Below are 13186 nucleotides of genomic sequence, written 5' to 3'. Positions count from 1 at the left end.
TCCCGACCTAAGGAGACAGGATGCTGAACGCTCTTGTCGCGTACGCGGCGGAGGAAAGCGCGGAGCCGAACCCGCTCTTCCCCGCCTGGTACGACATCATCTGGTCGGCGGTCTGCTTCGTCGTCATCCTCTTCATCTTCTGGAGGGTCGCCCTTCCCCGGATGAAGAAGCTGCTCGACGAGCGCTCCGCCGCGATCGAAGGCAACATCGCCAAGGCCGATGAGGCCCAGCGCAAGGCAGAGGCCGCGCTCGAGGAGTACACCTCCCAGCTGGCCGAGGCCCGCAAGGAGGCCGGTGAGATCCGTGATGCCGCCCGCGAGGACGGCAAGAAGATCGTCGCCGAGGCCAAGGAGACGGCGACCGCTGAGGCCGCACGCCTGACCGCGACCGCGCACTCGCAGATCGAGGCCGAGCGCCAGACCGCGCTCGTGTCGCTGCGCAGTGAGGTGGGAACGCTCGCCCTCGACCTCGCCGGTGGCGTGATCGGCGAGACCCTGTCGGACGACAAGAAGGCCCAGGCCGTCGTCGACCGGTTCCTCGCCGAGCTCGAGGCCTCCGAGGGAGCCAAGGCGTAATGGGCAGCGCGACCACTCAGGCCCTCGCGGCGACGACGACGGCGCTCGGCGCCGCGTCGGGCGTCGACCTCGACGTGGCCCGCGAGCTCTTCGCGGCGGCACGCGCCGTGGGCGACTCGTCGCAGCTGAGCGGCGCGCTCGCCGACTCCGCCGCGCCGGTGGCGGCGCGGCGCAAGGTCGTGGCCGACGTCTTCGGCCGGGCCGTGAAGCCCACGACGGCGTCGTTGCTGACGACCGCCGTCGAGCAGCGCTGGTCATCGGCCGACGACCTCGTCGACGCGATCGAGGAGCTCGCGATCCGGGCCGCTGCCGTCGCAACGCCGGCAGCCGAGCTCGACGAGGAGCTGTTCCGCTTCTCGCGCACGATCGCCGGCAACCCCGAGCTCGAGCTGGCACTCGGCAGCCGGGTCGGGGATACCGCCGCCAAGCGCGCGCTCGTCGAGACGCTTCTGTCGGGTCGTGCGAACGACGCCACCACGCTGATCGCGTCGTCGCTCGTCCAGCAGCCGCGCGAGCGCCGCATCCGTCAGCTGCTCTCCCGCGCGACGCGGATCGTCGCCGACCAGCGCGGCCGCAAGGTCGCGACGGTCTACTCGGCCTCGCCGATCAGCGACGCCCAGAGCACGCGGCTCGCTGCCGCGCTGTCGCAGCGCTACGGCGCCGCGGTGTCGCTCAACACCGTCGTCGATCCCACGGTCATCGGCGGACTGCGCGTGCAGATCGCCGACGACGTCATCGACGCGAGCGTGTCCTCCCGACTGGCGGATGTCCGTCAGCGATTGGCCGGCTAGCACAGACTTCCCGCTCCACGGGCGGAGATTTCGGGGCCGAGGCCCCATGAACGAAGGAAAACAATGGCAGATCTCTCTATCAGCCCCGACGTCATCCGTGACGCGCTGAAGGACTTCGTCGCCGCGTACGAGCCCACTGGGGCAGCGGCGACCGAGGTCGGCACCGTCATCGACGCCGCCGACGGCATCGCCCACGTCGAGGGCCTGCCCGGCGTCATGGCGAACGAGCTCGTGACGTTCGAGGACGGCACGCTGGGCCTCGCGCAGAACCTCGACGAGCACGAGATCGGCGTCGTGGTGCTGGGCGAGTTCTCCGGCATCGAGGCCGGCCAGCCCGTCACCCGCACCGGCGAGGTCCTCTCGGTCCCGGTCGGCGACGGCTACCTCGGCCGCGTGGTCGACCCCCTCGGCAACCCGATCGACGGCCTCGGCCAGATCGCGAGCGAGGGCCGTCGCGCGCTCGAGCTGCAGGCGCCCGGCGTCATGCAGCGAAAGAGCGTCCACGAGCCGCTGCAGACGGGCATCAAGGCGATCGACGCCATGATCCCGGTCGGCCGTGGCCAGCGCCAGCTGATCATCGGCGACCGCCAGACCGGCAAGACCGCGATCGCGATCGACACGATCATCAACCAGAAGGCCAACTGGGAGTCGGGCGACACCGAGAAGCAGGTCCGCTGCATCTACGTCGCCATCGGCCAGAAGGGCTCCACGATCGCCGCCGTCAAGGGCGCGCTCGAGGACGCCGGCGCGATGGAGTACACGACGATCGTCGCGGCTCCGGCATCCGACCCCGCCGGCTTCAAGTACCTCGCCCCCTACACCGGCTCGGCCATCGGCCAGCACTGGATGTACGGCGGCAAGCACGTCCTCATCATCTTCGACGACCTGACCAAGCAGGCCGAGGCCTACCGTGCGGTGTCGCTGCTGCTGCGCCGCCCGCCGGGGCGTGAGGCGTACCCCGGTGACGTCTTCTACCTGCACTCGCGTCTGCTCGAGCGCTGCGCGAAGCTCTCGGACGAGCTGGGTGCCGGCTCGATGACGGGCCTTCCGATCATCGAGACGAAGGCGAACGATGTGTCGGCGTACATCCCGACCAACGTGATCTCGATCACCGACGGCCAGATCTTCCTGCAGTCCGACCTCTTCAACGCCAACCAGCGCCCCGCCGTGGACGTCGGAATCTCGGTGTCGCGAGTCGGCGGTGACGCCCAGGTCAAGTCGATCAAGAAGGTCTCCGGCACGCTCAAGCTCGAGCTGGCGCAGTACCGCTCGCTCGAGGCGTTCGCGATGTTCGCAAGCGACCTCGACCCGGCATCGCGTCGTCAGCTGGCCCGTGGTGCTCGTCTGACCGAGCTGCTCAAGCAGCCGCAGTACTCGCCGTACCCGGTGGAGGAGCAGGTCGTCTCGATCTGGGCCGGCACCAACGGCAAGCTCGACTCGATCGAGGTCGAGGACGTGCTCGCATTCGAGCGCGAGCTGCTGGACTACCTGCGCCGCAACACCACCATCCTCGACACGCTCCGCGACACCAACGTCCTGGACGACGACACGGCGGCGGAGCTGGCGAAGAAGACCGACGAGTTCATCCTCGAGTTCCAGGCCGGCAAGGGCCAGGCCATCGGCAAGCCCGGCCACGAAGAGGTCGCGGCAGCCGGAGTAGAGGATGTCAACCAGGAGAAGATCGTCAAGGGCCGCCGCTAAGGCGCCCTCGGACAGGAATCATGGGCGCACAACTCCGGGTCTACAAGCAGAAGATCAGCACTGCTCAGACGACCAAGAAGATCACGAAGGCGATGGAGCTCATCGCGGCTTCGCGCATCCAGAAGGCGATGGCGCGTGTGCGCGCGTCGTCGCCCTTCGCGCGCGCCGTGACGCGGGCAGTCTCCGCCGTGTCGACGCACTCGAACGTCGAGCACCCGCTCACGAAGGAGCGCGAGGTCATCCGCCGCTCGGCGGTCGTGATCTTCGCGTCCGACCGTGGTCTGGCGGGAGCGTTCAACTCGCAGATCCTCCGTGAGGGGCTCGAGCTCGCAGAGCTCCTCCGTCAGCAGGGCAAGGAGCCGGTGTTCTACCTCATCGGCCGCCGTGCTGTCGGCTACTTCCAGTTCCGTCGCATGGCGGCTGCTGCGGAGTGGACCGGAGACACCGACACCCCGCACTTCCACACGGCAGAAGAGATCGCGGCGACCCTGCTCGACGCGTACGACCGTGGCGGGGACGACGGCGGCGTCGACGAGATCAACCTCGTCTACAACCGCTTCGTCAGCATGATGACGCAGACGCCCGAGACGGTGCGCCTGCTTCCGCTCGAGGTCGTCGAAGCCGAGGAGGCGTCGACGGCACAGGTGTACCCGCTGTACGAGTTCGAGCCGGATGCCGAGACGGTGCTGGACGCTCTTCTGCCGGTCTACATCCAGAGCCGCGTCTTCAACGCGCTCCTGCAGTCGTCGGCGGCGAAGCACGCGGCGACGCAGAAGGCGATGAAGTCGGCCAGCGACAACGCCGACAAGCTCATCACCGACTACACCCGCCTGCGCAACAACGCGCGCCAGGCCGAGATCACGCAGCAGATCGCCGAGATCGTCGGCGGCGCCGACGCCCTCGCATCGGGCAAGTAATCGCTGCGTCAACAGACCACACGAAAGAGAAGAAGCCATGAGCCTCACCGCAGAGAAGACCGAGACCGCGGTCGTCGGCCGCGTCGCGCGCGTGACCGGTCCCGTCATCGACATCGAGTTCCCGCACGACTCGCTGCCCGAGATCTACAACGCGCTGAAGACGACCATCGTCATCGACGGCGAGTCGAACGAGATCACCCTCGAGGTCGCACAGCACCTCGGCGACGACCTCGTCCGCGCGATCGCGCTCAAGCCGACGGACGGCGTCGTGCGCGGCCAGGAGGTGCGCGACACCGGCGGGCCCATCACGGTCCCCGTCGGCGACGTCACCAAGGGCCGGGTGTTCAACGTCACCGGCGAGGTGCTCAACGCCGAGCCGGGCGAGACCATCGAGGTCACCGAGCGCTGGGGCATCCACCGCCAGGCGCCCAGCTTCGACCAGCTCGAGTCCAAGACTCAGATGTTCGAGACCGGAATCAAGGTCATCGACCTGCTCACTCCCTACGTGCTCGGCGGCAAGATCGGCCTCTTCGGCGGCGCCGGTGTAGGCAAGACCGTCCTCATCCAGGAGATGATCCAGCGCGTCGCGCAGGACCACGGTGGTGTGTCGGTGTTCGCCGGTGTCGGTGAGCGCACGCGTGAGGGCAACGACCTCATCCACGAGATGGAGGAGGCCGGCGTCTTCGACAAGACCGCCCTCGTCTTCGGTCAGATGGACGAGCCGCCGGGGACGCGTCTGCGCGTCGCCCTCTCGGCGCTGACGATGGCGGAGTACTTCCGCGACGTGCAGAAGCAGGACGTGCTGCTTTTCATCGACAACATCTTCCGCTTCACGCAGGCCGGTTCCGAGGTCTCCACGCTGCTGGGCCGCATGCCCTCCGCCGTGGGATACCAGCCGAACCTCGCCGACGAGATGGGCATCCTGCAGGAGCGCATCACCTCGACGCGCGGTCACTCGATCACCTCGCTGCAGGCGATCTACGTGCCGGCCGACGACTACACCGACCCGGCGCCCGCGACCACGTTCGCCCACCTCGACGCCACCACCGAGCTGTCGCGCGAGATCGCGTCGAAGGGCCTGTACCCGGCCGTCGACCCGCTCACCTCGACGAGCCGCATCCTGGACCCGCGCTACATCGGCGAGGACCACTACCGCGTGGCCACCGCCGTGAAGCAGATCCTGCAGAAGAACAAGGAGCTGCAGGAGATCATCGCGATCCTCGGTGTCGACGAGCTGTCGGAGGAAGACAAGATCGTCGTCTCCCGCGCGCGCCGCATCCAGCAGTTCCTGTCGCAGAACACCTACATGGCGAAGAAGTTCACCGGTGTCGAGGGCTCCACGGTTCCGATCAAGGAGACGATCGAGTCGTTCGACGCGATCGTCAAGGGCGACTTCGACCACGTCGCCGAGCAGGCCTTCTTCAACGTCGGCGGCATCGCCGACGTCGAGGAGCGCTGGGCGCAGATCCAGAAGGAGAACGGCTGACATGCCGCTCAAGGTGAGCCTCGTCTCCGCTGACGCGGAGGTCTGGTCGGGAGAGGCGTCGCTCGTCGTCGCCAAGACCGTCGAGGGCGAGATCGGCTTCATGACGGGCCACGAGCCCGTGCTGGCGATCCTCGCCGAGGGACAGGTGCGCATCACCGAGACCTCGGGCTCGAAGATCATCGCGAACGCCCAGGACGGCTTCCTCTCGATGGAGGGCGACGACCTCACGATCGTCGCGGGCAACGCAGCGCTGATCTCCTGATTTCTCGCGCTCGCTGACCGAGCGAAGCGAGACGAAACGCCTCGAGCCTCCGCGGGGGCTCGGGGCGTTCGTCTCGTCGCGGGCGCTTCTCGCTCGACGACCGCAAGGCACACCACATGCTGATTCTGCTTCCCCCGTCCGAGACCAAGCGATCCGGCGGACGCACGAAGCCGCTGCAGACGGCGGCTCTGGCACTGCCTTCGCTCGCGCCGCAGCGCGAGGTGGTGGTCGATGCGCTCGTCGCGCTGTCGGCCGACGAGGACGAGGCCGCGCGCGTGCTCAAGCTCGGGGCGACGCAGCGGGGCGAGATCGCCGTCAACGCGGGCTTGCGTGAGGCGCCCACGATGGCGGCCATCGATCGTTACACCGGCGTCCTGTACGACGCTCTGGACGCGGCATCCCTCGACGCCTCCGCCCGGCGCTGGCTCGCGACGCACGTGATGATCCACTCCGCGCCCTTCGGCCCGGTGGGCGCGCTCGACGCGATTCCGTCCTACCGGCTGGGTGCCGCCGCATCCATCCCCGGCTTGCCTCCGCTGCGCCGTGTGTGGGGCGACGCCGTGACGAGGGCGCTCCACGACCTCGCTCCCCGGTTCGTCCTCGATCTGCGATCCGAGGCCTACGTCGCCCTGGGTGCGGTGCCGCCCTCCGTCAGCGCGCGGTACGTCCGCGTCGTCAGCGAGAGCGGCGATGGCGCGGTGCGCGCGCTCAACCATTTCAACAAGCACGCCAAGGGCGCCCTTGTTCGCCGTCTGGCCGAGGATCGCCCGCGCATCGGGTCCGCGAGCGGATTCCTGCGATGGGCGGATGCTGTGGGCCTGCGTGTCCGCGATGGAGCGCGCGACGAGCTCGAGCTCTTCGCCTGACGCGTCAGCGCTTGGTGTGCTGCGCGGTGCGCTCGGTGTTCTCGGCGATCGCGATGAGGGCCACGACTCCTTCGATCACGAACCTCAGCAGGATGATCGCCAGGAAGGTCAGGACCGGCACGATCACGACCGTCGCGATGATCGCGGTGACGCCTGCCCCGACGTTGAACCACAGCAGCGAGATGCCGTTGAGGATGCCGCCCACGAAGTAGACGATGAAGCCGATCGCGATCGCGATGAGCCCGACGAAGTAGAAGACGCTGGCCAGCCGCCGCGTGATGAAGGTGCGGAACGACAGGTCGAACAGGGCGGCGAAGAAGCCTCGCCCCACGTCACCGGCGTCGCCGGTCACGGTGGGCACGCCGGTGTCGTCGGGGTCCGCGGCAGGGTGGTGGGCCGGACGCGACGTCGGCGCGCCCGTTGCGCGGGCGGCCTCCGCCGCGGACTGCTCCGGCAGCGGCGGGGGAGAGGCGGCGGGCGGGTTCTGGTCGGACATGGAGGCTCCTTCGTCAGGCCGATGTGCTCAGGCTATCCATCGGACCGATGCGGTGGCCATCCCCCCGACACGGAGCGAATGCTGACAGGAAGCTGTGAGCGTCGATAGCATGTGAGCCGCGGGGCAGGGGTCCCGCGGACGCCCGTGATGCGTTCGAATCGACTCTCTTGGAGGTCGCTCCATGTATAACGACTACGACGGGGTCGGCGGTCTGATCGCCTGGCTCGTCATCGCCCCGATCATCTTCCTGTTCGCGATCGCCGGATACGTCATCGGCTCCTGGTTCCTGATGAAGATCTTCGAGAAGGCGGGAGTGCAGGGCAAGTGGCGCGCGTGGGTTCCCGTCTACAACACCCTCATCTTCGTCAAGCTGGGTGACCTGAACCCCTGGTGGCTGCTGGTCCTCTGGGGCGGCACGGCCGTGCTCGGCTGGGTGCCGGTGCTCGGCTGGCTGATCGGCCTCGCGGCCTTCATCTACTCGCTCCTGGCGGCGTGGCGCGTGGGCCTGAAGCTGCAGAAGGAAGCCGTTTGGCTGATCCTGTACTTCTTCCTCGCGATCGTGTGGCTGGGCATCAACGCCTTCGACCGCTCGCGCTGGAACACGGCCATCCCCGCCGCGCCGTGGGCGGGCAACTTCCTGGCCGACAACACCGTGTGGTCGGGCGTTCCGAGCCAGGTTCCCAGCGGAGGCTACCCGGCCAACCCTGCCACCGCTCCCGGCTACCAGCCGCCCGCGGGGTACCAGCCCCCGGCCGGATACCAGCCGCCGGCCGCGCCGCCGTCGGGGTATGCCGCACCCCCGGCGGCACCGACGCCGCCCGCCTCCACGCCGCCCGCGGCCGCGGAGCCTCCGGTGACCCGTCCGCCGGCATCGACGGAGCCGCCCGCTGCGTCCCCGGCGACCGACGCACCGGCCAGCCCGGAGCCGCCGACGACCCCGCCGTCGCCGGACGCGCCCGACGCGCCCGACGCGCCGCGTCCGTAGCAGCACGAGTCGGCCCCTCACCGGATCCGGTGAGGGGCCGACGCCATGTATCGGCCACGATCCGCCGTTCGAATCGCGCACTTTGCACCAACCAGCCGCCTCGGACTGTAAAGTGCGCGATTCGAACGGGGTGGGATTGTGTCTGCTGGCGGATGCCGCGGCGGCTAACGTGGAACGTGTGACCGCCGCTGCCTCCGCTGACCACGCCGACGCCGTCCCCTCCCGCCGGGTGGGCTCCTCCGGGCTCCTCGTCTCGGCGGTAGGGCTCGGCTGCAACAACTTCGGCCGGCCCGGCACCCGCACCGAGACGATCGAGGGCACCCGGGACGTCCTGGATGCCGCGATCGACGCGGGAGTGACCTTCCTCGACACCGCCGACATGTACGGGAGGGATCCGGGGCTGTCCGAGACCCTGATGGGCGAGGCGCTCAAGGGCCGCCGTGACCGGATCACACTCGCGACCAAGTTCGGGCATTCAGGGCGCGACATGGGATACCCGGTCGCCGGAGCGAAGGCATCCCGCACCTACGCGAGACGCGCGGTCGAGGCATCCCTGAGCCGCCTGCAGACCGACTGGATCGACCTGTACCAGCTGCACACGCCCGACCCGCACACGCCGATCGAGGAGACCCTCGACGTGCTGGCCGACCTGGTGCGCGAAGGAAAGGTCCGCTACATCGGCCACTCGAACTTCTCGGGGTGGCAGATCGCCGAAGCTCATCTCGTGGCGGCTCGGCGCGAGGGCATCCCCTTCGTGTCTGCGCAGAACCACTACAGCCTCCTGGCTCGCGCGGCCGAGCGGGAAGTGCTGCCCGCCGTCGAGCGGTTCGGCCTCGGATTCCTGCCGTACTTCCCGCTGCACAACGGGCTGCTCACCGGCAAGTTCACCCGTGACCACGCGCCGGCCGATTCCCGGATCATGCGCCAGCGGCAGCATGTGTGGCAGGAGGCGCCCTGGGACGCCCTGGACGAGTACCGCGCGTTCTGCGACGAGCGGGGCCTGACGATGCTCGAGGCGACCTTCGGGTGGCTGCTGTCTCGCCCGGCCCTCTCGAGTGTCATCGCGGGAGCCACGAGCGCCGAGCAGGTCAGGGCCAATGCGGCCGCCGCGACCGCCTGGTCGCCGACCGCTGCCGAGATCGCCGCGATCGATGCGCTCTTCCCGCTGCCGGACGACCCGGGCGCGCGAATCTGACGGCGCGTCGCCCGCCGCCGGCTCCGAAGCCGGTGCCGGTGAACCCACTAGTATGTGAGGACGCGGGGCCGACCGGCCCTGGAGCCGGCCGATGGGGAGGACAACGCGTGGTCGACGTCTCCACCCAGTCCCGGACGGTACCGGTCCCCGGCGGAGAGCTCGAGCTGACATGGGCCGCGGCCACCGACACCGGACGGCGGCGTGAGGTCAACCAGGACGCCGTCTTCGCGGCGTTCCCGCTGTTCGTCGTCGCCGACGGGATGGGCGGCCACGTCGGTGGCGAGATCGCCAGTGCGCGCACCATCGAGCGCCTGAGCGCTCTCGCCGAGAGCGGCACCGTGACACCCAAGACCATCGAGAAGGCCCTCGCCCGCGCGGTGAAAGACATCGCCGCCCACCCCGAGGCCACCGACGACGGTACCGGCACGACTGTCACGGGCGTGTTCCTCGACACCAGCGGGGATGCCCCGCACTGGGTCACGCTCAACATCGGCGACTCACGCGTGTATCTCGTACGAGACGGTGCCATCATCCAGATCACGACGGATCACTCTGTCGTGCAGGAGCTGGTGGCAGCCGGCCGACTCAGTCCGGAAGAGGCCGAGAATCACCCGTACGGCAACGTCATCACGCGTGCGGTCGGGCCCAGCGAGGGCGTCACGCCCGACTACGTCCGGCTGGATGTGGCCGACGGCGACCGCTTTGTGATCTGCTCGGACGGGTTGACGAAAGAGCTCACGGACTACGGCATCCGTCACTTCCTCGACGAGAACTCCGATCCCGCCGATGCCGTGACTGCGATGCTGGACGCCGCGCTCGAGAACGGCGGCCGCGACAACATCACCGTGATCGTGCTCGACGTGAGACACCCCGAGGGCGCCGGTCGCTCCGATGACGCCGAGCGCGACTCGGACGACGACGCCGGTTCCTCCCCAGCCGGGGACTGAGCGCCGTTCTGCACAGATGCCGTGACCGACGTCCTCAGCGGTCGGGCTTCGCGGTGAACTGAGGTGTGCGTTCCTCTCTCGCCTCGCGGCCGTCGACTCCGACGGCTCCCGCTCCGAGCTCCGATGCCGGCGTCTCCTCCGGCCCGGCAGAGCTCGACGACGAGCCGCTGACGCTCCCAGCGGCCTGGACGCCGCCGCCGCGGCCGCCGCTTCCTGTCGTCGCCGCGATCGTCCCTCTCGTGGGCGCGGTAGCACTGTGGCTGGTGACCGGCTCGGTGCTGTCGTTGTGGCTGGCTCTCCTCGGTCCGCTCATCGCGGTGGCCACCGTGGGGGACGGCAAGAGAGCGGCACGCCGCGATCGACGCCGTGCGGCATCGGACGCTGCTGCGGCCCGAGAGCGCGTCTCGGCGGCGGTGGCTCGACGCCACGAGCTCGAGCGCCGAAGACTGTGGGCGCGGCATCCCGACGTGGCCCGCCTCGTGACGCGCGACGAGGCGATCTGGCGTGCAGGAGCGGACGGCCTGGGTCTGGTGGCAGGCGCCGGCGAGATCGCGAGCGGCGTGCGTGTGGTCGGCGGTGAGGGAGATCCGGATGCTGCCGGCCTGCGTCGCCGGTCGGTCCGCCTGAGCGACGGCCCGGTCGTGATCCGTGCCGAAGACGGTGTCGTCGTGGTGGGCACGGGCGCCGCAGCCGCCGCGGTGCATCGCGCCCTTGCTCTCCAGCTGTTCCTCGCCGTGCCGCCGGGTGAGTTGCGCATCGTGGGGCCCACGCGCGACTCGTCGAGCTGGGCCGACGCGCTGCCGCATCGCGTCGCACCGCAGGGAGTGGCTGTGGCCCTGCCGGGTCCGGGGGACCATGCTCCGGCGGAGGCGCAGGTGACGATCGCGCGGTGCGCCCCGGGCGACCCGCTCCCGCCGCGGTGCGGCGCCGTGATCACCGTGCGCTCGCCGGATGCCGCGGTACTGGAGCGCGACGGTGAAGCCGTGCCGCTGCGGGTCGAGGCCGTCAGCGAGCGGCAGGCGGCCGAGATCGCGGCGATGCTCGCGTCTCGCGCCGAGCGCAGCCTGGGGCTCGAGCGAGGGAGCCGGGCGCCCATGCCGCTGTCGTCGATGCTCGCCGCGACGCCCGCGGGTGGACGGGACCGGCTTCCGGCGGTCGTGGGAATCGCCGGCGGTGAGCCGGCCATCGTGGACCTCGTCGCCGACGGTCCGCATGCGGTGGTCATCGGTGTCACCGGCTCGGGCAAGAGCGAGCTGCTCATCACGTGGATCCTCGCGCTCTGCGCGACGCGCAGCACCGATGAGGTGAGCTTTCTGCTCGCCGACTTCAAGGGCGGCACCGCGTTCGACGCGCTCGTGGGCGTCCCCCACGTGACGGGCGTCATCACCGACCTCGACGGCGCCGGCGCGCGACGTGCGATCGAGAGCCTGCGGGCCGAGCTGCGGCGCCGCGAGGCCACGATTGCGAGCGTCGGGGCCCGTGACATCCTCGATCCGCGGGTGGAGTTGCCGCGGCTGGTGGTCGTGGTGGACGAGTTCGCGGCCCTGCTCGGAGATCACCCCGAGATGAGCGCCCTCTTCGCCGATGTCGCAGCGCGCGGACGGGCGCTGGGGATCCACCTCGTCATCGGCACGCAGCGCGCGGCGGGCGTGATCCGCGAGAACCTCCTCGCGAACTGTCCGCTGCGCGTGAGCCTTCGGGTGACGGATGCCGCTGACAGCCGCGCCCTCCTCGGCACCGACGAGGCGGCCAGGCTGCCCGGCGGTGTGCACGGCCGCGGCATCGCGCTCGTCCGTCGTGCCGGCGACTCGGCGCCGCAGCGGGTCTCGATCGCCCTCTCGGGGCCCGACGACGTCGCGGCGGCGATCGCGCGCGCGGGAGATCGGGCACCTCGACGGCCGTGGCTCCCGGCGCTGCCGGACCTCCTGTCTCTCACCGAACTGCGGGGCCGCGTCGAACCAGCGCGTGAGCATCACGGCGGCATGACGGAGGACCGCGACGGGCGGTTCCTGCTGGCGCTGGCCGACGAGCCCGCGCTGCAGCGTCAGCGGGCCGTGTCGGTGAGCCCCGCGGACCGCGGTGTGCTCGTGCTCGGGGGAGCGGAGTCGGGCGTCAGCAACGCGCTGGACCTGTTGGCCGCGCAAGCGTCCCGCGGGGTGGTGCGCCTTCCGCACGACGCCGAGGGCCTGTGGGACGCGGTCGCGGCGCTCGCCGAACGGCTGCCGGAACCGGGCGTGGTGATACTCGTCGACGACCTGGACGCCCTCGCCACGCGGCTGCCCTCGGAGTATGCCCAGCTCGTCGTGGAACGCCTCGAGACGATCGTGCGACGCGCGGGCGATGCGGGCGTCCTCGTCGTGGTGGGCGCCCACCGCCTCACCGGCGCAGTGTCGCGGATCGCGGACCTCGTGCCCCGGCGGCTGCTGCTGCCTTATGCGAACCGCACCGATTACGCCGCGGCCGGCGGAGACCCCGGGCTCTTCGATCCCGACGCCCCCGCCGGCCGCGGACGATGGGCGGGACTGACGGTGCAAGTGGCGCTCGCAGCCCAGCGACCGCTCCTCGCCCCGGCACGCCCGGTGCCGTGGCATCCGTCCGGTCCGCTCGCCGGGTTCGTCGCCCGCCGCTCTCCCGCCGCGCGCGAGGCGTTGGCCGCCTGGGAGCAGCAGGGCGCCCGGCTGGTCGAGGTGGACCGGTACGCGGCCGACCCCGCCGTCGCCGAGGGACGGACCGTACTGGTCGGCGAGCCTGACGAGTGGCAGCGTCACTGGCGTCTGCTCGCCGACCTGCGCGGCGACCACGACCTGGTGGTCGACACGTCCTGCGCCGCGGAGCTGCGGGTGCTCATAGGTGTGCGTGAGCTCCCGCCCTACTGCGAGCCGGGCGCCGGGCGCGCCTGGCTCGTATCGGCGGGTGCGTCGCCGAAGCGCATCGTCCTGCCGGCGGCTGCGGCGTGATGTCGTGC

12 protein-coding genes are annotated in these 13186 nt (G+C 70.2%); 11 read left to right on the top strand and 1 reads right to left on the bottom strand.

From position 1 onward, the window contains the following. Window positions 1-20: 20 nt before the first annotated feature. The 7 genes from HF576_RS07925 to HF576_RS07895 all read left to right on the top strand — a co-directional run bounded on the left by HF576_RS07925 (window position 21) and on the right by HF576_RS07895 (window position 6598). The gene (locus tag HF576_RS07925) at window positions 21-575 is read left to right on the top strand and encodes a F0F1 ATP synthase subunit B (RefSeq protein ID WP_168912277.1); all 555 of its coding nucleotides are present in this window, start codon (window positions 21-23) and stop codon (window positions 573-575) included. Further along, a complete protein-coding gene (locus tag HF576_RS07920; RefSeq protein ID WP_168912276.1) occupies window positions 575-1366 on the top strand; it encodes a F0F1 ATP synthase subunit delta in 792 nt (263 codons plus the stop codon). Before HF576_RS07925 ends, HF576_RS07920 begins: the two co-directional genes overlap by 1 nt. A 63-nt stretch (window positions 1367-1429) precedes the next feature. After that, window positions 1430-3067 carry a F0F1 ATP synthase subunit alpha gene (gene atpA / locus HF576_RS07915; protein WP_168912275.1) on the top strand — a complete coding sequence of 546 codons (1638 nt, stop codon included), beginning with the start codon at window positions 1430-1432 and terminating at the stop codon, window positions 3065-3067. A 20-nt stretch (window positions 3068-3087) separates the two neighbouring features. Next, window positions 3088-3984: a F0F1 ATP synthase subunit gamma gene (locus tag HF576_RS07910; protein WP_168912274.1), complete on the top strand. Its 897-nt coding sequence runs from the start codon at window positions 3088-3090 to the stop codon at window positions 3982-3984. Window positions 3985-4021: 37 nt separating this feature from the next. Continuing rightward, a complete protein-coding gene (gene atpD, locus HF576_RS07905; RefSeq protein ID WP_168912273.1) occupies window positions 4022-5470 on the top strand; it encodes a F0F1 ATP synthase subunit beta in 1449 nt (482 codons plus the stop codon). A gap of 1 nt (window position 5471) precedes the next feature. Further along, window positions 5472-5732, top strand: a complete 261-nt coding sequence (locus tag HF576_RS07900; RefSeq protein ID WP_168912272.1) for a F0F1 ATP synthase subunit epsilon — start codon at window positions 5472-5474, stop codon at window positions 5730-5732. Between the two features lie 116 nt (window positions 5733-5848). Further along, window positions 5849-6598, top strand: a complete 750-nt coding sequence (locus tag HF576_RS07895; protein ID WP_168912271.1) for a YaaA family protein — start codon at window positions 5849-5851, stop codon at window positions 6596-6598. A 4-nt stretch (window positions 6599-6602) separates the two neighbouring features. Here HF576_RS07895 and HF576_RS07890 read toward each other — a convergent pair whose 3' ends face one another. Continuing rightward, a complete protein-coding gene (locus HF576_RS07890; protein ID WP_168912270.1) occupies window positions 6603-7094 on the bottom strand; it encodes a DUF4282 domain-containing protein in 492 nt (163 codons plus the stop codon). A gap of 181 nt (window positions 7095-7275) precedes the next feature. Here HF576_RS07890 and HF576_RS07885 point away from each other — a divergent pair, with 181 nt between their 5' ends. The 4 genes from HF576_RS07885 (at window position 7276) to HF576_RS20725 (ending at window position 13178) form a co-directional block, all read left to right on the top strand. Beyond that, complete coding sequence (locus HF576_RS07885) at window positions 7276-8079, top strand: DUF5684 domain-containing protein (protein ID WP_168912269.1); 804 nt, start codon at window positions 7276-7278, stop codon at window positions 8077-8079. Between the two features lie 178 nt (window positions 8080-8257). After that, the gene (locus HF576_RS07880) at window positions 8258-9274 is read left to right on the top strand and encodes an aldo/keto reductase (RefSeq protein WP_168912268.1); all 1017 of its coding nucleotides are present in this window, start codon (window positions 8258-8260) and stop codon (window positions 9272-9274) included. Between the two features lie 107 nt (window positions 9275-9381). Continuing rightward, window positions 9382-10221 (top strand): protein phosphatase 2C domain-containing protein, encoded by an 840-nt coding sequence (locus tag HF576_RS07875; protein ID WP_168912267.1) that lies wholly within the window; start codon window positions 9382-9384, stop codon window positions 10219-10221. Between the two features lie 65 nt (window positions 10222-10286). After that, the gene (locus HF576_RS20725; RefSeq protein ID WP_168912266.1) at window positions 10287-13178 is read left to right on the top strand and encodes an FtsK/SpoIIIE domain-containing protein; all 2892 of its coding nucleotides are present in this window, start codon (window positions 10287-10289) and stop codon (window positions 13176-13178) included. The last annotated feature ends 8 nt before the right edge of the window (window positions 13179-13186 follow it).

The organism is Microbacterium salsuginis (assembly GCF_012524205.1).
GTDB classification, from domain to species: Bacteria; Actinomycetota; Actinomycetes; order Actinomycetales; family Microbacteriaceae; genus Microbacterium; species Microbacterium salsuginis.
This window is presented reverse-complemented; position numbering and strand designations above follow the sequence as displayed.

Excerpts from the sequence above, each read along its gene's own strand:
- HF576_RS07925 (WP_168912277.1), top strand. The coding sequence starts at position 21 with ATGCTGAACGCTCTTGTCGCGTACGCGGCGGAGGAAAGCGCGGAGCCG.
- HF576_RS07920 (WP_168912276.1), top strand. The coding sequence starts at position 575 with ATGGGCAGCGCGACCACTCAGGCCCTCGCGGCGACGACGACGGCGCTC.
- atpA (WP_168912275.1), top strand. The coding sequence starts at position 1,430 with ATGGCAGATCTCTCTATCAGCCCCGACGTCATCCGTGACGCGCTGAAG.
- HF576_RS07910 (WP_168912274.1), top strand. The coding sequence starts at position 3,088 with ATGGGCGCACAACTCCGGGTCTACAAGCAGAAGATCAGCACTGCTCAG.
- atpD (WP_168912273.1), top strand. The coding sequence starts at position 4,022 with ATGAGCCTCACCGCAGAGAAGACCGAGACCGCGGTCGTCGGCCGCGTC.
- HF576_RS07900 (WP_168912272.1), top strand. The coding sequence starts at position 5,472 with ATGCCGCTCAAGGTGAGCCTCGTCTCCGCTGACGCGGAGGTCTGGTCG.
- HF576_RS07895 (WP_168912271.1), top strand. The coding sequence starts at position 5,849 with ATGCTGATTCTGCTTCCCCCGTCCGAGACCAAGCGATCCGGCGGACGC.
- HF576_RS07890 (WP_168912270.1), bottom strand. The coding sequence starts at position 7,094 with ATGTCCGACCAGAACCCGCCCGCCGCCTCTCCCCCGCCGCTGCCGGAG.
- HF576_RS07885 (WP_168912269.1), top strand. The coding sequence starts at position 7,276 with ATGTATAACGACTACGACGGGGTCGGCGGTCTGATCGCCTGGCTCGTC.